At 74.2% G+C, this 18,386-nt stretch carries 19 protein-coding genes; 7 read left to right on the top strand and 12 right to left on the bottom strand.

From position 1 onward, the window contains the following. Positions 1-109 precede the first annotated feature (109 nt). The 3 genes from ACN6LM_RS26350 to ACN6LM_RS26340 all read right to left on the bottom strand — a co-directional run bounded on the left by ACN6LM_RS26350 (position 110) and on the right by ACN6LM_RS26340 (position 3,086). Entirely contained in the window at positions 110-1,384 is a 1,275-nt protein-coding gene (locus ACN6LM_RS26350) for an HRDC domain-containing protein (RefSeq protein WP_445067871.1), read from the bottom strand. Positions 1,385-1,498: 114 nt separating this feature from the next. Continuing rightward, the gene (locus tag ACN6LM_RS26345) at positions 1,499-2,161 is read right to left on the bottom strand and encodes a LuxR C-terminal-related transcriptional regulator (protein WP_445067870.1); all 663 of its coding nucleotides are present in this window, start codon (positions 2,159-2,161) and stop codon (positions 1,499-1,501) included. Between the two features lie 265 nt (positions 2,162-2,426). Then, entirely contained in the window at positions 2,427-3,086 is a 660-nt protein-coding gene (locus tag ACN6LM_RS26340; protein WP_425810111.1) for a DUF3000 domain-containing protein, read from the bottom strand. A 92-nt stretch (positions 3,087-3,178) separates the two neighbouring features. Between ACN6LM_RS26340 and hemE the strand changes: the two genes are divergently transcribed. Then, positions 3,179-4,252 carry a uroporphyrinogen decarboxylase gene (gene hemE, locus ACN6LM_RS26335; RefSeq protein ID WP_445067869.1) on the top strand — a complete coding sequence of 358 codons (1,074 nt, stop codon included), beginning with the start codon at positions 3,179-3,181 and terminating at the stop codon, positions 4,250-4,252. Positions 4,253-4,275: 23 nt separating this feature from the next. On the opposite strand, the gene ACN6LM_RS26330 is transcribed toward hemE, so the two are convergent. Together ACN6LM_RS26330 and ACN6LM_RS26325 are read right to left on the bottom strand one after the other, a co-directional pair. Continuing rightward, the gene (locus ACN6LM_RS26330) at positions 4,276-5,658 is read right to left on the bottom strand and encodes an FAD-dependent oxidoreductase (protein ID WP_445067868.1); all 1,383 of its coding nucleotides are present in this window, start codon (positions 5,656-5,658) and stop codon (positions 4,276-4,278) included. A gap of 65 nt (positions 5,659-5,723) precedes the next feature. Further along, entirely contained in the window at positions 5,724-6,617 is an 894-nt protein-coding gene (locus tag ACN6LM_RS26325; protein ID WP_445067867.1) for a DUF4349 domain-containing protein, read from the bottom strand. A gap of 127 nt (positions 6,618-6,744) precedes the next feature. Here ACN6LM_RS26325 and hemG point away from each other — a divergent pair, with 127 nt between their 5' ends. After that, positions 6,745-8,229 (top strand): protoporphyrinogen oxidase, encoded by a 1,485-nt coding sequence (hemG, locus tag ACN6LM_RS26320; RefSeq protein WP_445067866.1) that lies wholly within the window; start codon positions 6,745-6,747, stop codon positions 8,227-8,229. 4 nt (positions 8,230-8,233) lie between these two features. After that, positions 8,234-8,968 (top strand): hydrogen peroxide-dependent heme synthase, encoded by a 735-nt coding sequence (gene hemQ, locus ACN6LM_RS26315; protein WP_445067865.1) that lies wholly within the window; start codon positions 8,234-8,236, stop codon positions 8,966-8,968. Between the two features lie 132 nt (positions 8,969-9,100). On the opposite strand, the gene ACN6LM_RS26310 is transcribed toward hemQ, so the two are convergent. The 4 genes from ACN6LM_RS26310 to ACN6LM_RS26295 form a co-directional block, all read right to left on the bottom strand. Continuing rightward, the gene (locus ACN6LM_RS26310; protein ID WP_445067864.1) at positions 9,101-9,880 is read right to left on the bottom strand and encodes a TIGR04222 domain-containing membrane protein; all 780 of its coding nucleotides are present in this window, start codon (positions 9,878-9,880) and stop codon (positions 9,101-9,103) included. A gap of 63 nt (positions 9,881-9,943) precedes the next feature. Further along, complete coding sequence (locus ACN6LM_RS26305) at positions 9,944-10,954, bottom strand: TIGR04222 domain-containing membrane protein (RefSeq protein ID WP_445067863.1); 1,011 nt, start codon at positions 10,952-10,954, stop codon at positions 9,944-9,946. A 5-nt stretch (positions 10,955-10,959) separates the two neighbouring features. Next, positions 10,960-12,246 (bottom strand): DUF692 domain-containing protein, encoded by a 1,287-nt coding sequence (locus ACN6LM_RS26300; RefSeq protein WP_445067873.1) that lies wholly within the window; start codon positions 12,244-12,246, stop codon positions 10,960-10,962. Between the two features lie 112 nt (positions 12,247-12,358). Continuing rightward, entirely contained in the window at positions 12,359-13,108 is a 750-nt protein-coding gene (locus tag ACN6LM_RS26295; RefSeq protein WP_445067862.1) for a peptidyl-tRNA hydrolase, read from the bottom strand. Positions 13,109-13,178: 70 nt separating this feature from the next. Here ACN6LM_RS26295 and ACN6LM_RS26290 point away from each other — a divergent pair, with 70 nt between their 5' ends. From ACN6LM_RS26290 to ACN6LM_RS26275, 4 genes are all read left to right on the top strand, one after another. Further along, positions 13,179-13,856 carry an AIM24 family protein gene (locus ACN6LM_RS26290; RefSeq protein ID WP_445067861.1) on the top strand — a complete coding sequence of 226 codons (678 nt, stop codon included), beginning with the start codon at positions 13,179-13,181 and terminating at the stop codon, positions 13,854-13,856. A 65-nt stretch (positions 13,857-13,921) separates the two neighbouring features. After that, entirely contained in the window at positions 13,922-14,848 is a 927-nt protein-coding gene (locus tag ACN6LM_RS26285) for an ATP-binding cassette domain-containing protein (protein WP_445067860.1), read from the top strand. Then, the gene (locus ACN6LM_RS26280; RefSeq protein WP_445067859.1) at positions 14,845-15,516 is read left to right on the top strand and encodes an ABC transporter; all 672 of its coding nucleotides are present in this window, start codon (positions 14,845-14,847) and stop codon (positions 15,514-15,516) included. Before ACN6LM_RS26285 ends, ACN6LM_RS26280 begins: the two co-directional genes overlap by 4 nt. Before the next feature lie 14 nt (positions 15,517-15,530). After that, positions 15,531-15,719 carry a hypothetical protein gene (locus tag ACN6LM_RS26275; RefSeq protein ID WP_445067858.1) on the top strand — a complete coding sequence of 63 codons (189 nt, stop codon included), beginning with the start codon at positions 15,531-15,533 and terminating at the stop codon, positions 15,717-15,719. A 6-nt stretch (positions 15,720-15,725) separates the two neighbouring features. Here the strand turns inward: ACN6LM_RS26275 and ACN6LM_RS26270 are convergent, their stop codons facing one another. From ACN6LM_RS26270 to ACN6LM_RS26260, 3 genes are all read right to left on the bottom strand, one after another. Beyond that, on the bottom strand, positions 15,726-16,538 hold the full coding sequence (locus tag ACN6LM_RS26270) for a polysaccharide deacetylase family protein (protein WP_445067872.1): 813 nt from the start codon (positions 16,536-16,538) through the stop codon (positions 15,726-15,728). 84 nt (positions 16,539-16,622) lie between these two features. Then, positions 16,623-18,050: a DUF6177 family protein gene (locus ACN6LM_RS26265; RefSeq protein WP_445067857.1), complete on the bottom strand. Its 1,428-nt coding sequence runs from the start codon at positions 18,048-18,050 to the stop codon at positions 16,623-16,625. A 39-nt stretch (positions 18,051-18,089) separates the two neighbouring features. Next, positions 18,090-18,377: a hypothetical protein gene (locus ACN6LM_RS26260; protein ID WP_445067856.1), complete on the bottom strand. Its 288-nt coding sequence runs from the start codon at positions 18,375-18,377 to the stop codon at positions 18,090-18,092. Positions 18,378-18,386 lie beyond the last annotated feature (9 nt).

The following is an 18,386-nucleotide window of genomic DNA, read 5'->3' as shown; positions in this document are numbered from 1 at the left end:
CGGACGGACTCGTTTTCGAGTCCGTCCGGGCCATTCGCCGTGTGCGGGACCGCGCGGAACCTGGCGTGATTACGCCCCTGTCCTATGCCGTCACCGGGGCCGTGTGCCGTTACGAGGGCTGAGTCAGCGCCCGGTACAGCAGGGGGGCCACCTGCTCGATCTGCCAGTGCCGTGCGCCGTACCCGGCGAGCGCGGACTCCACCGTTTCCGGCGTCGGGTGCTTCGGCGGCTCCCAGCAGACCCGGCGCACCGTGTCCGGCGTGATCAGGTTCTCCTGCGGCAGGTGCAGCCGCTCCGCGAGCGCGGACACCGCGGCGCGGGCCGCCGAGAGCCGGGCGGCGGCGGCCGGGTCCTTGTCGGCCCAGGCGCGCGGCGGCGGCGGTCCCGCGAGGGTCTGCCCGGGCTGCGGCAGCTCCGTGTCGGGCAGCGCCTTGGCCCGGTCCACGGCGGCCTGCCACTGCTCCAGCTGGCGCCGGCCCATGCGCGGGCCGAAGCCGGTGAGGGCGGTCAGCGCGTGCGTGTTGGCGGGGAGCGCGAGCGCGGCCTCGATGATCGCCGCGTCCCCGAGGACCTTGCCGGGCGAGATGTCGCGCCGCCGGGCGATCTGGTCCCGGGTGTTCCACAGCTCCCGGACGACCGCCATCTGGCGGCGCCGGCGGACCTTGTGCATCCCGGAGGTGCGGCGCCACGGATCCTGGCGCGGGGGGGAGGGCGGCGCCGAGGCGATGGCGGAGAACTCCTCCTGGGCCCACTCCAGCTTGCCCTGCCGGTCGAGCTCGTCCTCCAGGGCGTTGCGCAGGTCGATGAGGAGCTCGACGTCGAGCGTGGCGTAGCGCAGCCAGGGCTCGGGCAGCGGGCGGGTGGACCAGTCGACGGCGGAGTGCCCCTTCTCCAGCGAGTAGCCGAGGACGTTCTCGACCATGGCGCCGAGGCCGACGCGCGGGAAGCCGGCCAGCCGTCCCGCGAGCTCGGTGTCGAAGAGCCCGGTCGGCATCATCCCTATCTCGCGCAGACAGGGCAGGTCCTGCGTCGCCGCGTGCAGGATCCACTCGGTGCCGCGCAGGGCCTCGCCGAGCCCGGACAGGTCGGGGCAGCCGACGGGGTCGACGAGCGCGCTGCCCGCCCCGTCACGGCGCAGCTGTACGAGGTAGGCGCGCTGTCCGTAGCGGTAGCCGGACGCCCGCTCGGCGTCCACGGCCACCGGGCCCGAGCCCGCGGCGAAGGCCGCGATCACCCCGGCCAGGGCTTCGTCGGAGGCCACCACCGGCGGAATGCCCTCGCGCGGTTCGAGCAAGGGGATCGGCGCCGGGGCGACGTCGTCCGGGGGAGCGCCCCCGGTGGTTCGCAGTGATGTGTCTGCTGCGGTCTCTTGGGCGTCGGTCACGTGTCAAGGGTATCTGTGTGTGCGCGACGCCCGCCGACGGAACGTTCCGCCGGCAGGCGCCGATGCACGTAATCCAGCCGGTTCCGTACGTCATGCACCGGCCGGGGCGGAGAGTCAGTGGATGATGCCCGTCCGCAGGGCCACCGCGACCATGCCGGCGCGGTCGCCGGTGCCCAGCTTGCGGGCGATGCGGGCGAGGTGGCTCTTCACGGTCAGGGCGGACAGCCCCATGGAGACGCCGATGGCCTTGTTGGACTGGCCTTCGGCGACGAGCCGCAGGACCTCCACCTCGCGGCCGGACAGTTCGCGGTAGCCGCCCGGGTGGCTCGGGGCGCCGGGGGGCCGGCGGTGCATACGGGCGGCGGTGGCGCCGATGGGGGCGACGCCGGGACGGGCCGGGTGGCCGATGTTGGTACGGGTGCCGGTGACCACGTAGCCCTTGACGCCGCCCGCGAGGGCGTTGCGCACGGCACCGATGTCGTCGGCGGCGGACAGGGCGAGACCGTTGGGCCAGCCGGCGGCTCGGGTTTCGGACAGCAGGGTCAGCCCGGAACCGTCGGGCAGGTGGACGTCGGCTACGCAGATGTCGCGCGGGTTGCCGACGCGGGGACGGGCCTCCGCGATGGACGACGCCTCGATGACGTCACGAACTCCGAGAGCCCACAGATGGCGGGTGACGGTGGAACGGACGCGCGGGTCGGCCACGACGACCATGGCCGTCGGCTTGTTCGGGCGGTAGGCGACCAGGCTTGCGGGCTGCTCGAGGAGAACGGACACCAGGCCTCCTGGGGAGTGGCGGGACGGGCCGGCTCGGGGATGAAGCCGGGGCGAACCGTGCTTGAAGGGTCATTGACTCCTTCGGCAGCAGACCCCTGCTCCTTTAGGGGAAGATCACGATTTGTTGAGTAACAATTCGGGCAAATGGGGTTCTCAGTCGATTCCGGAGAGCGTTTTCCGCTGGCTGAAAGTGATCGCATGACGTGGCGTCACGGAGAACGGGGCGGCCCGGAGGCCGCCCCGTTCGCACCGGTCACGGCACCGGTCACGGCGCCTGCGGGCCCCGGCGCTGTGGGAGCGTGACCACCGCCGCGTCGAGCGGGCCGGACGGCGGCAGGCCCGCGATCTGGCAGAGCAGGTCGCCCCACGCGACCAGGTGCGCCGCCGCGTCCGGTGCGCCGCCCAGGCCCTCGCGCGGGGTCCAGGAAGCCCGGATCTCGATCTGCGTCGCGGGGCGCCGGGTCTCCAGCGCGCCGAAGTAGTGCGAGCCCGCCATCGTGACGGTCCCGCCGGCTTCCCCGTAGAAGAGACCGCGGGCCTCCAGCGCGCCGGTCAGCCAGGACCAGCAGACCTCGGGAAGCAGCGGGTCGGCGGCCATCTCCGGCTCCAGCTCGGCGCGGACCAGGGTCACCAGCCGGAAGGCCCCCTGCCACGCCTCGTGGCCGGCCGGGTCGTGGAGCAGGACGAGCCGGCCGTCGGCGAGGTCGTCCTCGCCGTCGACGACCGCCGCCTCCAGCGCGTACGCGTGCGGCGCGAGCCGTTTCGGCGGACGGGTCGGCTCCACCTCCAGCTCGGGACGGAGCCGCGCCGCGCGCAGCGCGTCCACCGCCGAACGGAACGCGGGCGGGACGGCACCACCCTCCGCGCCGTCCGTGCCGTCAGCGCCATCGGATTGACCGGAGATGTGTCCCTGAGCCGCAGCCATGCGGGGAAGAGTAGGCGGAACGGGAGCTCCGCGCGCGGAAGGACACCCGTGCGGGGCAGGGCTCGTTGTCCACGCGTGCGAAGATTCTGTGCGTGAGTGCCAACGACCGCCCCTCCGGGCAGCAGACGAAGACTTCCGCCACGTACGACTCGGCGTTCCTCAAGGCGTGCCGGCGCGAGCCGGTCCCGCACACGCCGGTCTGGTTCATGCGCCAGGCGGGGCGCTCGCTGCCCGAGTACCTGAAGGCGCGCGAAGGCATCCCGATGCTCCAGTCCTGCACGATGCCGGAGCTCGTCGCCGAGATCACCATGCAGCCCGTCCGCCGCCACAAGGTCGACGCCGCCGTCTACTACAGCGACATCGTCGTCCCGCTCAAGGCGATCGGCATCGACCTGGACATCAAGCCCGGCGTCGGCCCGGTGATCGCCGAGCCGATCCGCACCCGCGCCGACCTCGCCCGGCTGCGCGACCTGACCCCCGAGGACGTCCCGTACGTCACCGAGGCCGTCCGGCTGCTCACCGCCGAGCTGGGGGAGACCCCGCTGATCGGCTTCGCGGGCGCGCCGTTCACCCTCGCGAGCTACCTCGTGGAGGGCGGGCCCTCCCGCAACCACGAGCACACCAAGGCCATGATGTACGGCGACCCGGAGCTCTGGGCCGACCTGCTCGACCGGCTCGCCGAGATCACCGGCGCCTTCCTCAAGGTCCAGATCGAGGCCGGCGCCTCGGCCGTCCAGCTCTTCGACTCCTGGGTCGGCGCCCTGGCCCCCGCCGACTACCGGCGCTCCGTGCTGCCCGCCTCCGCGAAGGTCTTCGACGCCGTCGCCGCGTACGACGTCCCCCGCATCCACTTCGGCGTCGGCACCGGCGAACTGCTCGGTCTGATGGGCGAGGCCGGGGCGGACGTCGTCGGCGTCGACTGGCGGGTGCCGCTGGACGAGGCCGCGCGCCGCGTCGGCCCCGGCAAGGCGCTCCAGGGCAACCTGGACCCGGCGGTGCTGTTCGCGCCGACCTCCGCGGTGGAGGCCAAGACCCGGGAGGTGCTGGACGCGGCCGCCGGCCTGGAGGGCCACATCTTCAACCTGGGCCACGGCGTGATGCCGAACATGGACCCGGACGCGCTCTCCCGCCTCGTCGAGTACGTCCACACCAGCACCGCCCGCTGAACCGACGCGGAGGCGGGCGCCGCTCAGTCGGTGCCCGCCTTCCGCAGTACCGACACGGTCTTGCGGGCCGCCACCAGGACCGGGTCCCAGACCGGTGAGAACGGCGGGGCGTAGCCCAGGTCCAGGGCGGTCATCTGCTCCACGGTCATCCGGGCGGTGAGCGCCACCGCCGCCACGTCGACCCGCTTCCCGGCGCCCTCGCGGCCCACGATCTGCACGCCGAGGAGCCGGCCCGTGCGGTACTCCGCGAGCATCTTCACCGTCATCGGCCGGGCGTCCGGGTAGTAGCCCGCCCGGCTGGTCGACTCGATCGTCGCCGTGACGTACCGCAGGCCCACCGCCCGGGCGTCCTTCTCGCGCAGCCCGGTCCGGGCGATCTCCAGGTCGCACACCTTGCTCACCGCCGTGCCCACCACACCGGGGAAGGTGCCGTAGCCGCCCCCGACGTTGGAGCCGATGACCTGGCCGTGCTTGTTGGCGTGGGTGCCGAGCGCGATGTGCCGGGTGTGGCCCGCCACCAGGTCCATGACCTCCACGCAGTCGCCGCCCGCCCAGATGTCCTCGTGGCCCTGGACCCGCATGGCCAGGTCGGTGAGCAGCCCGCCGTGCGGTCCGAGCGGCAGCCCGGCCTCCCGGGCCAGGGCCGTCTCCGGCCGGACGCCGATGCCGAGCACCACCACGTCCGCCGGGTAGGACGCGTCGTCCGTCACGACCTCGGAGACCCGGCCGTCCGGACCGGTCCTGATCCCGGTGACCTCCGCCCCGTTCACCGTGGTGATGCCGAGTCCGTCCATGGCGTCGTGGACCATGCGCCCCATGTCGGGGTCGAGCGTGGCCATCGGCTGCTCGCCGCGGTTGAGGACGGTCACCTCGTAGCCGCGCTTCAGCATCGCCTCGGCCATCTCGACGCCGATGTACCCCGCGCCGACGACGACCGCGCGCCGGCCCTCCGTCCGCTCCAGGGTGTCCAGCAGTGCCTGCCCGTCGTCCAGGGTCTGCACCCCGTGCACCCCGGCCGCGTCCATGCCGGGCAGGTCCGGGCGCACCGGGCGGGCCCCGGTGGCGATCACCAGCTTGTCGAACCCGGTCCAGTACGCCTCGCCGGACTCCCGGTCCAGGGCGCGCACCCGCCGCCCCGCCACGTCGATTCCGGTGACCTCGGTGCGGGTGCGCAGGTCGATGTCGCGGGCCCGGTGCTCCTCGGGGGTACGGGCGATGAGGTCGTCCCGGTCGGTGACGTCTCCGCCGACCCAGTACGGGATGCCGCACGCGGAGTACGAGGTGAAGTGGCCCCGCTCGAAGGCGGTGATGCTCAGCTCGTCCGGGCCCTTGAGCCGCCTGGCCTGGGGCGCGGCGGACATCCCCGCCGCGTCCCCGCCGATGATCACCAGTCGTTCCGCCGCCATGCCGGTACCTCCGAAGCCTCTGCGAAAGCACCCACGCTACGGCGCGGGCCGGACCGGCGGCGTACTCACTCGCCCTTCGCGCCCCGGCGGCGGCGCAGCAGCCGCCACAGCGCGGCCAGGACGGCCGCCACCCCGAGGAACGGGGCCGCGGCGCCGATCGCCATCGCCAGCCAGCGCAGCATCGTCACGAAGGCGTGCCAGCCCCCGGCGACGGCGTCCGGGAAGCCCGGGTCGTCGTCGGCCGCCTCGGCCGCCGTCTCCGGTTCGACCAGGTCGAGCGTGATGGTCGCCAGCGTCGTACGGTCCTTGAGCGAGGCCTGCTGCGCGAGCAGCGACTCCAGCTCCGCCTGACGGCTGCTCAGTTCGCCCTCCAGCGTGACCACATCGGCCAGCTTGCCGGCCCGGTCCATCAGCTTGCGGACCCGTGCCACGCTCGCCCGCTGGGTGGCGATCCGGCTGTCGATGTCCACGACCTGGTCGGTGACGTCCTTGGCCGCCGAGGTGCGCGAGACCAGCTTGCCCGTCCCCGACAGCTCCCGCAGCACCTCGTCGTACGCGTCCTGCGGGACGCGCAGCACCAGGTGCGAGGAGTCCCGTGCGGAGCCGATCCGCTCGGTGGTCTCCTTCTCGACCAGCCCGCCCGCGCCCTGCGCCGCCGTACGGGCCTGCGCGGCCGCCTTCGACGCGTCCTTCACCTCCACGGAGAGCTCGGCGGTGCGGATGACGTGCGTCGCCACCGGTTTCGGGTTCTTGCGCGGCTGGGCCGAATCGGCCGCCGGCGCCCCGGCCTTGCCGCCCTCGGCCTGCCGGCGCTGGGGCGCGGCGACGCCCCGGTCGGCGGTGCTGCTCGAATTGTCGCCGGACGCGCCGCAGCCGCTCAGTACGAGCACGGCGGCCAGCAGCACGGCGGCCGGACCGCACACGCGCCGGCCGGTGCGGACCAGAGGTGTTCCTCGCATAAGTGTCCCCCCAGGACGGGTGATCGATGGCGTGGGTGAGACGTAGGAGAGGGTGCGGACGGACCCGGGAAACCGGTTTCGAACAGGTCACGGTCGGGACTCGGAACCGGTTTGAGAGAGTGGAGCCATGCAGCCATCCACACACCGCGCTGACCGGGCCGCCCGCCATGTCGTCGTCATCGGCGGCGGCATCGCCGGACTCGCGGCCGCCCACCGGCTCGTCGGCGCCGGGCTGAGGGTCACCGTCCTGGAGGCGACCGACCGGCTCGGCGGCAAGCTCATGACCGGCGAGGTCGCCGGCGTCCGGGTCGACCTCGGCGCCGAGTCCATGCTCGCCCGCCGCCCGGAGGCCGTCGGCCTGGCCCGCGCCGTGGGCCTCGGCGACCGCCTCCAGCCGCCCGCCACGGCCACCGCCGCGCTGTGGACGCGCGACGCGCTGCGCCCGATGCCCAAGGGTCACGTGATGGGCGTCCCGGGCGATCCGTCCGTCCTGGGCGAGGTGCTGTCGGCCGAGGGGCTCGCCCGGATCGCCGAGGACCGCGAGCTGCCCCCGGTGGCCGTCGGCGAGGACGTCGCCGTCGGCGCGTACGTCGCGGACCGGCTGGGGCGGGAGGTCGTGGACCGCCTCGTGGAGCCGCTGCTCGGCGGGGTGTACGCGGGCGACGCCTACCGGATCTCGATGCGCGCCGCCGTACCGCAGCTCTTCGAGGCCGCCCGGGAAGGCGGCTCCCTGCTCGACGGGGTCACCCGCCTCCAGGAGCGCGCCGCCGCCCGGCAGCAGACCGGGCCCGTCTTCCAGGGCATCGAGGGCGGCATCGGCAGCCTCCCGGGAGCCGTCGCCGACGCCGTACGCACCGGAGGCGGCGAGATCCGCACCGAGACGCCCGTGCTGGGGCTGACCCGTACCGCCGACGGCTGGGACGTCCGCACGGACACCGGGGTCGTCCCCGCCGACGGCATCGTCCTCGCCGTCCCCGCCTGGTCCGCCGCCACGCTGCTCGCCTCCGAGTCGCCCGGCGCCTCGGCCGAGCTGGCGGGCGTCGAGTACGCGTCGATGGCGCTGGTCACCATGGCGTTCCGGCGCTCCGACGTGACCGGCACGGCCTTCGACGGGCGCTCCGGCTTCCTCGTACCGCCGGTCGACGGGCACACCATCAAGGCCGCCACCTTCTCCACGCACAAGTGGCAGTGGGTGGCCGACGCGGCCCCGGACCTGTTCGTGCTGCGCACCTCCGTGGGCCGGTACGGCGAGGAGGAGCACCTGCACCGCGAGGACGGCGAGCTCGTGGGCATCTCCCTGCGCGACCTCGCCGCCGCCACCGGGCTCACCGCCCGGCCGGTGGGGACCGAGGTCACCCGGTGGATCGGCGGCCTGCCCCAGTACCCGGTGGGCCATCTCACCCGGGTCGCCCGCATCCGCGACGAGGTCGCCAAGCTGCCCGCGCTGCGGGTGTGCGGCGCGGTCTACGACGGGGTCGGCATCCCGGCCTGCGTGGCGAGCGCCCACCGGGCGGCGGACGAGATCGCCGGAGATCTCACCGGCGATCCCACCGGAGAGATCATCGCCACGCCGACCCTGGTTCAGGGCACTCGGAGCGAGGCGGGACAATAGCCGTATGAGTGCTCCTGAGACTGCGACATCAAGCAAGGTTCCGAACGCCGGCAAGAAGGCCAAGGACCTCAACGACGTCATCCGCTACACCCTGTGGTCCGTCTTCAAGCTGCGCGACGTCCTGCCCGCCGACACGGACCGGGCGGCCGTGGCCGACGAGGTCCAGGAGCTGTTCGACCAGCTCGCCGCGAAGGACATCACCATCCGGGGCACGTACGACGTCTCGGGCCTCCGCGCCGACGCCGACCTGCTGATCTGGTGGCACGCGGAGACCGCGGACGAGCTCCAGGAGGCGTACAACCTCTTCCGCCGCACCCGGCTCGGCCGCCACCTGGAGCCGGTCTGGTCGAACATGGCGCTGCACCGCCCCGCCGAGTTCAACAAGTCGCACATCCCGGCGTTCCTCGCCGACGAGACGCCGCGCAACTACGTCAGCGTCTACCCCTTCGTGCGCTCGTACGACTGGTACCTGCTGCCCGACGAGGACCGTCGCCGCATGCTCGCCGACCACGGCAAGATGGCTCGCGGCTACCCCGACGTGCGCGCCAACACCGTCGCCTCGTTCTCGCTCGGCGACTACGAGTGGATGCTGGCGTTCGAGGCGGACGAGCTGTACCGCATCGTGGACCTGATGCGTCACCTCAGGGCCTCCGAGGCGCGGATGCACGTCCGCGAGGAGGTCCCCTTCTTCACCGGCCGGCGCAAGTCGGTCGCGGACCTGGTGGCCGGGCTCGCGTAGCGAACGGGCTTCCGACCACCCCAACCCGGAAGATCAGACGGCGGGCATACGGCACCTCGTGCCGCCCGCTGGTCCAGCGACACCGGGTTCGGCTCAGCGGTGCGGCGCGCTTCTCGCGCGCCGCACCGTTTGTCATTCGCGGGTGCCCAGCCGCTTCCGTACGCCCGGCCGGCCCGTGAGCGCGGCCCGCAGCGCCGGGTCGTCCACCGCGTCCACCCCGCGCACCGCGACCGCCACCAGCGTGTCTACCGTCGCGCCGTCCCCCGGCACCGCGCACGCCGCCAGCAGCCGTTGCCCGTCCGGGGAGGCCCAGGCACCGTAGGGGTGCGCCTCGACCCGGGCTATGGCCAGGCAGCCCAGGGTCAGCACGAGCGGCAGCGCGAACCACACCGGCATCGGGCCCGCACCCCCGCCGTCGGGCGCGAGCAGGGCCGCGGCGCCCAGCGCGGCCACCAGCAGCGCCGCCCCGCGCACCGCACGCACCGCCGAGGCGACGTCCGCCCCGCGCGGGACCGCCAGACCGGCCGCGACGAGCCGGTCGGCCACCGCCCGCACGGCGTCGGCGGCGGCGGCCGACGCGCGGACCGGCGCTATCGGCGACTGGCCCTCCGGCCCTATGGCGCGGATCACCGTACGTTCCACCTCGTCGCGGCCCTCGGGGTCCACGACCGTCGCCCACCCGGTGTGGGCCAGCAGCAGCCGGCGCCGCACATGCATCGAGACCAGTGCCAGGTCGGCGACCCGGCCCGGCCCGCCTGCCAGGAACGCCGCCTCGTACAGGGTGAGTTGCCGTCCGCGACCGTCGGTCGCGCTCACCGGCCGCCGGGCCGCGCGGGCCCCCGCGAGACAGAGCCGGGCGCAGGAAAGACCCGCCGCGACCCACGCGACCAGCAGCAGCAGAAACGGCACCATGCCGGATTTCTATGCCGGAACCGCCCGGGGCGCCATAGCTCGTCCAGCAGGTGGACGGCCGTCTCAGGAACTGCTGCCGCAGCTCGACCCGCCCCCGCAGCTGGAACCGCCGCCGCAGCTGCTGCCGCCCCCGCAGCTCGATCCGCCACCGCCGCAGCTGCTGCCGCCGCCACAGCTCGACCCGCCCCCGCAGCCCGGCCCCCCGCCTCCGCCGCAGCTGCTGCCCGAGGAACTGCCGCAGCCGCCGCCCGGGCTCGCCCCCGCGCACCACACGGCCGGTGCGACCAGCAGCGCCGAGGAGCCGTGCGGGGTGTACGAGGAGGTGGTGGGCCGGGTCCGGGCCGCCGCGATCAGGTGCGTCCGCAGCTCCGGGTCCGGGACGCCGCGCAGCCCCCGGGTCGCCACCAGGAACCCCGGGTCGGTCCGGTGGGCGTGCGCGGCCCCGAACTCCGCCGCCGCCCTGCGCCCCGCCCGGGTGATCCGGGACCGGGCCACCGCCGCGCAGACCAGGCCGGACACGAAGCCGACGACGACGGCCGGGATCATCGCCACCGCGAACGGGTAGCTCCAGCCGGCGCCGTCGTCGCCCTCCGTGAACCGGGCGATGGCCAGACCGATGGTGACCGGACCGGACGCGAGGCACAACAACGTCTGCAACAGGCCCCAGACACGCCACACGGCACTGGCGCGGGGCGGAGCCAGCAGTCCGCGCGCGGCGAGACCGTCACCGGTCTCCTGCACCGCGGGGTGCCGCATCACGGCCGCGCGCAGCATCGGCAGCGCCCCGCTCGGCGCGGCGGCCAGCTCGTGCAGCACCGCCCGCTCCACCGGGTCGTAAGCGACCGGCCGGAGCACGGCGACGATGCCGGGTCCGCCGACGGCCAGCCGGCCGTCCGCGTGCATGGCGGCCAGCGCGGTGTCGACCACCCGCCCGGGTCCGCCGTTCAGGAACGCCACTTCGTACAGGTCGTGCGCCGGACCGCCCACCCCCCGGCGGGAGCGGGCCAGGCCGAAGATCAGCACGGTGAACGAGGCGATCACCGCGAGCGTGAGGAACACCAGCATCCCGTCCATGCCCGTCACCGCCCCACCAGCACGGAGCGGGCCGCACGGGCCAGCCGCGTCGCGCGCCCGGGCGGCCGGGGCGCGGCCCGGTCCCGCCACCAGCGCGTCAGCCGGCGCCGGGCCGCGTCGTCCTCGGGGCGGCCCGCGATGAGCAGGTGCTCGGCGAAGTCCAGGGCGTCGCGCCGGTACCCCGACGCCATGGGCCGCGCCCCGGCGTACGCGAGGAACGCCGCCCGGTAGCCGGCCCCCAGGATGTCCGGCAGCTCGGGCGCCACCTTGGCCACGACATCGGCGCGCTTCGCGGCCAGGGCGCGGCTCTGCACCCGGAGCCGGCGCGGATCGAACCCCTGCGGCGCGGGCGTGCCGGCGACCAGCGCGGACAGCAGCGCGGTCTGCGCGACCGCGACGCCGTCCCGTACGGACTCCGCGACGGCCGTGGCCGGCGGGACCTCCGGGGGCGCCCAGGCAGGCGAGGCACCCCCGCCCTTCTCCAGCACCCCCCGGATCGCGTCCAGTTCGCCCGCCAGCTCACCGGCGGGCGGGAACGCGTCGTCGCGCTCCAGCAGGACCCCCGGCGGGTCCACCCGCGACCGCAGCTCCGCCAGTACGTCGAGCACCGGAGCGGTCACCGGGTGGGCGTGCGTGTCGTGCCACACGCCGTCCTTCTCGACCCCGCCCGCCACATGCACGTACGCGATGGCCTCCACCGGCAGCTCGTCCAGCGCGACCGCCGGGTCCTCGCCCCGGTTCACCAGGTTGGTGTGCAGATTGGCCACGTCAATCAGCAGCCGCACCCCGGTCCGCTCGACCAGCTCCGCCAGGAACCGCCCCTCGGACAGCTCCTCGCCCGGCCAGGAGACCAGCGCCGCGATGTTCTCCAGCGCCAGCGGCACCGGCAGCGCGGCCTGCGCGATGCGCACGTTCTCGCACAGCACGTCCAGCGCCGCGCGGGTGCGCGGCACCGGCAGCAGATGGCCCGCCTCCAGGACCGGCGATCCGGTGCGCGCCCCGCCCGCCCGTACGAACGCGATGTGCTCGGTCACCAGCGGCGCGCCGAGCAGCGTGGCGCGGGCGGCGAGGTCCGCGAGCTTGCCGGGGTCGGGGCGGTCGGCGCCGCCGAGGCCCAGCGAGACACCGTGCGGCACCACGGTGACCCCGCGCTCCCGCAGCCGTACCAGGGAGTCCGGAAGGTGGTCGGCGCAGAGGTTCTCCGCGACCGCCTCCACCCAGTCGATCCCCGGCAGCGCCTCCACCTCGTCGGCGATCTCCGGCCGCCAGCCGATCCCGATGCCCAGCCGCATTCCGTCCCCCATGGTGCTTCCCCCTCGCTTCGTGCAGGGGTGATGGCCCCCGAGCGCGGCCCTGAATCCGGAAGGGGGGACGTTCAGAGCTTCATTTGAGGTTCCGCCGGTCTCAACGCCGCAGCGCCGGGTGGTCGGCGACCACCGTGCACGAGCCCGGGGCGATCTCCGTGAAGCCCGCGTCCCGTACGACCGGCAGCCCGCTCACCGTCAGCTCCGCCCAGCGGCCCGGCTCCGCCGTGGCCACCGAGAGCGGGAAGCCCGCCTCGCGCCACGCCTTGCGCTCGGTCTCCGTCAGCTCCCACCAGGCGAGCTGCGCCCCGTGCCCGACCTGCGCCATCTCCTTGCCGGCCGACATGCCGAGATCCGGGTTGAGCCAGAGCACCGGGTGCGCCGGGTCGGGCGCGGCCGGCGGTTCCGGGTCGTCCAGGTCGGTGCCGGAGACCTGGAGCTTGGCCAGCTCCTTCGGCCAGCCGTCCAGGGGCACCGGCGGGAAGACCCGCACCTCCGCCGCCTCGCCCGTCACCGTGATCCCGGGCAGCGCGGACGCCTTGCGCCACTCCGCGCCCCGGGCCCGCCGGACCACCTTGCGGATGCGGGCGTCCTGCCAGTCCCGCATCACCCGCGCCCACTCGCCCTCGCCCACCGACCGCTCGTCGGACAGCATCACGAGCACCGCGCGGGCGGCCGTGCGCAGGGCGTCGGTGCGGGCCGGCGGCGCGGCCTTCTCGATGTGCACCACCAACGGCAGGACGTACTGCGGTGCTTCGTCCCGGTCCGTCCGCTCGGACCGGAAGGGGCTGTCGACGGGCACGGCGGCCGGCTCGGCGGAAGGGGGCGCGGGGATGTCGTTGCTGCTCACCCACCCAGTCTGCCAGCCGCCCCGGACACCGTTCTTGGCGGAACGGAAGGCTCCGGGCGAGGATGCCGCTATGAAGAGCGATCTCTTTTCCAGTGAGCACATGGCGGAGCAGGCGACCGTCCCCGGGATGACCCTGCAGAACGCCAAATCCATCAAGTACGCGGTCAACGGGGAGATGCACGCCCGCCAGGGATCGATGGTCGCCTTCCGCGGGGACCTCCAGTTCGAGCACAAGAGCCAGGGCATCGGCGGCCTGCTCAAGCGGGCGGTCACCGGCGAGGGGCTGCCGCTGATGGCCGTGCGCGGCCAGGGCGAGGCGTGGTTCGCGCACGAGGCGGCGAACTGCTTCATCGTGGAAATGGAACAGGGCGACGCGCTCACCATCAACGGCCGCAACGTCCTGTGCTTCGACGCGTCGCTCTCGTACGAGATAAAGACCGTGAAGGGTGCCGGGATGACCGGCGGCGGCCTCTTCAACAGCGTCTTCACCGGCTACGGCAAGCTGGGCCTGATGTGTGACGGGTATCCCATCGTCATCCCCGTCACCCCGCAGCAGCCGGTGTTCGTGGACACGGACGCCGTCGTCGGGTGGAGCGCCCAGCTGAACACGTCGCTGCACCGCTCGCAGAGCGTCGGCTCGATGATCCGGGGCGGTTCGGGCGAGGCCGTCCAACTGCGCCTGGACGGACAGGGCTTCGTGATCGTACGGCCCAGCGAGCTGAAGCCCGAGAAGGCGTCCTCCCACTGAGCACCGGCGCGGAGGTCCTGCGGCTGCGGGGAGCCGGCCGGCGCTACGGACTCACCGGCCCCTGGGTGCTGCGCGGGGTCGACCTGGTCCTGCCCGCGCGCGCCCTCGTCCGCGTCGAGGGCGCCAACGGCACCGGCAAGTCGACCCTGCTGCGGCTGCTGGCCCGGATCGACGCCCCCTCCGAGGGCCGGATCACGGGCCGGCCGCGCACGGCGTACGTCCCCGAGCGGTTCCCGGCGGCCCTGCCGTTCACGGCTGCGGGATATCTCGTCCACCTCGGTCGCGTCCACGGGCTGCGCGCCTCCGAGGCGGCCGACCGGGCGGACCACTGGCTCACCCGGTTCGGCGCCGCCGCGCATGCCCGGACCCCGCTCGCCGAACTCTCCAAGGGCACCAGCCAGAAGGTCGCCGTCGCCCAGGCGCTCCTCGCCGAACCGGAACTCCTGGTCCTGGACGAGGCGTGGACCGGCCTCGACACCGACGCGCGCGACGTGCTGGACCGGGCCGTGGCGGAACGCGTCGCCGCCGGGGCGACGGTGGTCTACGTCGACCACGACCCGCGCCGGCTGGCGGGCTCGGTCGACGCGGCGTACCGGGTGGAGGGTCTTGGCCTGACCGCCGCCCCGCTCGCGACGGGCCTTGAGCCCCGCGTACGCATCGAGGCCACGGCCCCGCCGGGGACCCCGCTCCCGTCCGGACTGCCCGGGGCTCCCGCGTACACCCTGACTGACGACGGAACGGCCCGCCTCACGGTCCCGGCGGCACACTCCGACGCCCTGCTCGGCGCGCTGCTGTCGGCCCGGCCGCCGTGGCACATCGGGCGGGTGGAGCCGGTGCGGGGGACCGATGCGGGCGAGGGCGGCGACGAGGTTCGTACGCGTCCCGCACCGGTGTCCGGTGCGGGCAGTGCGGGCGACGAGGCCCGTACGCTCCCCGGCCCGGAACCCGAGCCGTATCGCTCACCCACCCTGGACGGGGATCCCGCACCATGACCGCGCTCATCCGCTACCAGGCCGCCCTGCTCGTCCTGTCCCAGCGCTGGCTGGCCCCGGCCCTCCTCTACCTGGCTTTCCTCGCCGTGGGCATCCGCTCCGGGCAGCCTGTCCTGGACTCGCTCGGCTACACCGCCGCCGGGATGCTCCCGGTCACCGCCTGGCTGGTGCGCGTCTGCGTCACGCAGGAGCCGGCCGCTGCCCGGACGGTCGTCGCGGCAGCGGCCGGCGGACAGCCCCGGGCCCATCTTGCGGCCCTGCTCACCGGGCTGGGCGGCGCCGCGCTGCTCGGCACCGCCGCCACCTCCGTGGTCCTGGCGATCAGCGACCCGTCCAGCACCGACCACTCGGTGCGGGTGCCCCTGCCGCCCGCCGGGGCCGCCGGAATCCTCGCCACCGCGTGCTGCGTGCTGCTGGGCGCGGCGGCCGGGGCGCTGTGCGGCCGGCCGCTGCTGCACGGGCGCGGCTGGTCGATCGCGGCGACCGTGCTCGTCGCGCTGCTGGCCCTGGTCACGGCCGGATCTCCCGCCAAGTACGCGGTGACGGACCTGGTCACCGGCTCGCTGACCGGTACGGTCCACGTACCGGTGCTTCCCCTCCTCGGGGCCGCCGCCGTGACGGCCGCCGTGTTCGCGCTCGTCTGCCGGCTCGCTTCGGTACGGGGCTGAGTAGGCTCGTACGTATGACTGAGGAATCGGGGCCCTACTGCGAGACGTCGCCCGCCGAGTCGCCGGAGCGGGCCGAGGGGCCGCCGTACGCCGAGTGCGTGCTGTGCCGGAAGCCGAGCGAATACGCCGAGTCGGTCAAGGGGATCACGCTGTGCCCGGTGTGCGAGTGGCAAGAGGCCCAGCGCACGGCCTGCTCCGGCTGAAGCGCCTCAGCCGGCCGCGATCAGCTCGGACACCTTGACGAAGCGGTAGCCGCGCTTCCGTAGCTCCGGCACGACCTGGCGGACCGCCTCGGCGGTGACCGGTGCCGCGCTGCGGGTGCAGTGCATGACGACGAGCGAACCGGACCGCACCCCGTCGAGCACCTGCTCGGCGACGGCGTCCGCGTCCGTCGCGAAGGCGTCGCCGCTGACGACGTCCCACTGCACGGCGGTCACCTTCTCCGGCCCGAGGGCGCGCAGCGTGTCGTCGTCGTAACAGCCGCCGGGGAAGCGGAAGTACGGCACGACATTGCGGGCGCCGGTCGCCCGGATCGCCCCGAAGGCCCGCCGGACCTCCGTGCGCACGGCGTCCTTCTCGACCGTCGGGAGTCCGTAGCAGGGCGTGGTGAAGGCGTAGTGACTGTAGGAGTGGTTGCCGATCTCGAAGAGGGGATCGGTGCCGATGGAGCGCGCCTGGTCCGGGTACTCCTCGGCCCAGCGCCCGGTCATGAACACCGTCGCGGGCACCTTCAGGCGGCGCAGCAGGGCGATCAGTTCCGGGTTGTCGAAGTGCTCACCGGCCGCCGCGCGCGGCCCCTCGTCGGCCGTCATGTCGGCGTCGAAGCTCAGCGCGACGATTTTCGCGGCGTGCTGCGGTCCGCGCTGGAAGACGGGGGTCAGGCCGCCGGGGCCGGGGGCCATGACGGGGGGCTTGTCGACGGGCTTCTCGGCACGCTTCCCGGCGACGGGGGAGGCGGGCGGCCGTTCGACGGCGGTACGCGTCGGCTGCGCCTGGCCGCAGCCGACGAGCACCGCGCCCAGAACACCCAGAACGGCCGCTTTATGTGTAAATCTGATCACTTCCGGACGCTAACCGATCGGCCGGAAGGGGTGCGGGCTGGCGCGCTAGACCGGCGGCGCCCCACGCAGATGGCGCATCAGCTGTTCCAGGGCCGCCCAGCCCTCGGCGGTCCCGCCGTCGCCGAGCGGGTAGTAATAGCCAGGCCGCCCGCCGGGGCCCAGCCGCACCGGCGCGTCCTTGAGCGGGGTCCGGGCGGCGGTGTCCCGGCCCACCTCGGTCACCTCGGCGGAGCCGAGCGCGAAGGCGTACGGGAGCGGGGGGCGTTCGAAGCGGGGCGGGGCGTTGAGGTCGCGGCGGCCGTGGCCCAGCTGGCAGAGCATGGTCCGCAGCCCGTGCCGGGTCACCAGCTCGTCGGCGAGCCCCGGCAGCGTGTCCAGGGCCGGTGCCTCGTCGGGGCCGTAGCCGAGGACGAGGGTGATGTCCTCCTCCACCCCGTCCGGGGTGCGGTTCACCTGGAGGGTGGCGACGGCGGGACGGTCCGGGGCGCCCACGGCCACCAGCCAGGTGGGTTGGGGCGCGCGCTCGTACGCCAGGTCGGTCAGCCGCCGCCGCGACCAGGTGAGCCCCGCCGGCTCCGACGTCCCCCAGCCGGCCGGGGGTGCGCCGGTCAGCGCCTTCCAGGCGGCTTCCAGGGCGCCGCCGAGCACCAGGTCGGCGGTGGGGCGGTGCACGGTCCGGAGCGACACGACGAGCTGCCGCTCACCGGTGGGCCCGGCCTCGGTGAACGCCTCCGCCACCGGGGTCTGCCCGTCCTCGCGCCGGTCGGGTGCGAACACGTCGTCCTGCCAGCGGAGTACGGCACCGGTCAGTCCGTCGTAGTAGCCGCAGCGCTCGTCCTGGATGACCCAGCGCGAGGAGGTGGACTGGAGCAGCAGCCGCGTGGGCAGCGAGAGCGTGCAGTGCGGCGGGGTGACGATCTGGAGCGACCGCTCGCTCTCCACGGTGGCCCGCAGCGCCTCCGTCAGCCAACTCGTCATGGGGACGACCGGGCGGTCCTGGAGGACGACGGCCGCCTTCTCGGTGAGCATGTCGACGGCGGGCTGTGCGGCGGCGGGGGAGGGCACGGCCGTGATGCCCGAGACGTCGACGGGGCTGGCGGCGCCGGTGGTGCCGGGGGCGTCGGCTGGCCAGACCCTGCCGCCGAGCAGCATGGTCAGCCGCGCGGCGAAGGCCCCGGCCAGCTCCTCGGCCCGCGGCACCCCTGCGGCGGCCCGCGCCTCGACCCACCACCAGGGCCCGTCTCCCTCCGGCTCGGCCTCCGCCCCGAGCAGCCGCACGGCTTCCCCGGGCACCTGGATCAGCAGCGGCACCTCGACGGACACGAGCGGCCGCCCCTCGTCGTCGCACAACTGCACGACGGCCCCCTCCCCGGTCGTCCCCACCCGCAGATCGGGCCCGCCGGCGAGCAGCCCGGCCAGCACACTGAGCGAGTCGGGCATGCGCCGGGTGAGAGCGACGACGTCCTGGGTCATGCGGGGGTCCTTCGGGGTCAGGGGGACGGGAGGTTCTGGCTAGCCAGGGGGCATCGGCTGTTCCGGCGCATCGCCGAACAGGTAGGCGTACATGTCCCGGAGATAGGCGTCCAGTGTCACCTTGTCGGGGAACTCGATGTCGGTCAGCCCCTCGTATTGGGCGGGCCCGAAGTCCTTGTCCGACATGATCTGCTCGAATCCCGTCCGGATCAGGTCCACATAGGAATCCTTGAAGCTCAGCAGGGTGCGCCGCAGGTGGCCGGTGTTCTCGTACCCCCGCTCAAGGTCCAGGTACACCCTGAAGAAGTTCCCGACGTGCGGGTCCAATGGGACTGC

This window comes from Streptomyces sp. SAS_281 (assembly GCF_052542855.1).
The sequence above is the reverse complement of the archived record's forward strand: the minus strand, read 5'-3'. Positions and strand labels throughout refer to the sequence as shown.

Coding starts and splice junctions, on each gene's coding strand:
- ACN6LM_RS26340 (WP_425810111.1), bottom strand. CDS start 3,086: ATGGCTGCGGCTCAGGGACACATCTCCGGTCAATCCGATGGCGCTGAC.
- ACN6LM_RS26330 (WP_445067868.1), bottom strand. CDS start 5,658: ATGGCGGCGGAACGACTGGTGATCATCGGCGGGGACGCGGCGGGGATG.
- ACN6LM_RS26325 (WP_445067867.1), bottom strand. CDS start 6,617: ATGCGAGGAACACCTCTGGTCCGCACCGGCCGGCGCGTGTGCGGTCCG.
- hemG (WP_445067866.1), top strand. CDS start 6,745: ATGCAGCCATCCACACACCGCGCTGACCGGGCCGCCCGCCATGTCGTC.
- hemQ (WP_445067865.1), top strand. CDS start 8,234: ATGAGTGCTCCTGAGACTGCGACATCAAGCAAGGTTCCGAACGCCGGC.
- ACN6LM_RS26310 (WP_445067864.1), bottom strand. CDS start 9,880: ATGGTGCCGTTTCTGCTGCTGCTGGTCGCGTGGGTCGCGGCGGGTCTT.
- ACN6LM_RS26305 (WP_445067863.1), bottom strand. CDS start 10,954: ATGGACGGGATGCTGGTGTTCCTCACGCTCGCGGTGATCGCCTCGTTC.
- ACN6LM_RS26300 (WP_445067873.1), bottom strand. CDS start 12,246: ATGCGGCTGGGCATCGGGATCGGCTGGCGGCCGGAGATCGCCGACGAG.
- ACN6LM_RS26290 (WP_445067861.1), top strand. CDS start 13,179: ATGAAGAGCGATCTCTTTTCCAGTGAGCACATGGCGGAGCAGGCGACC.
- ACN6LM_RS26280 (WP_445067859.1), top strand. CDS start 14,845: ATGACCGCGCTCATCCGCTACCAGGCCGCCCTGCTCGTCCTGTCCCAG.
- ACN6LM_RS26275 (WP_445067858.1), top strand. CDS start 15,531: ATGACTGAGGAATCGGGGCCCTACTGCGAGACGTCGCCCGCCGAGTCG.
- ACN6LM_RS26265 (WP_445067857.1), bottom strand. CDS start 18,050: ATGACCCAGGACGTCGTCGCTCTCACCCGGCGCATGCCCGACTCGCTC.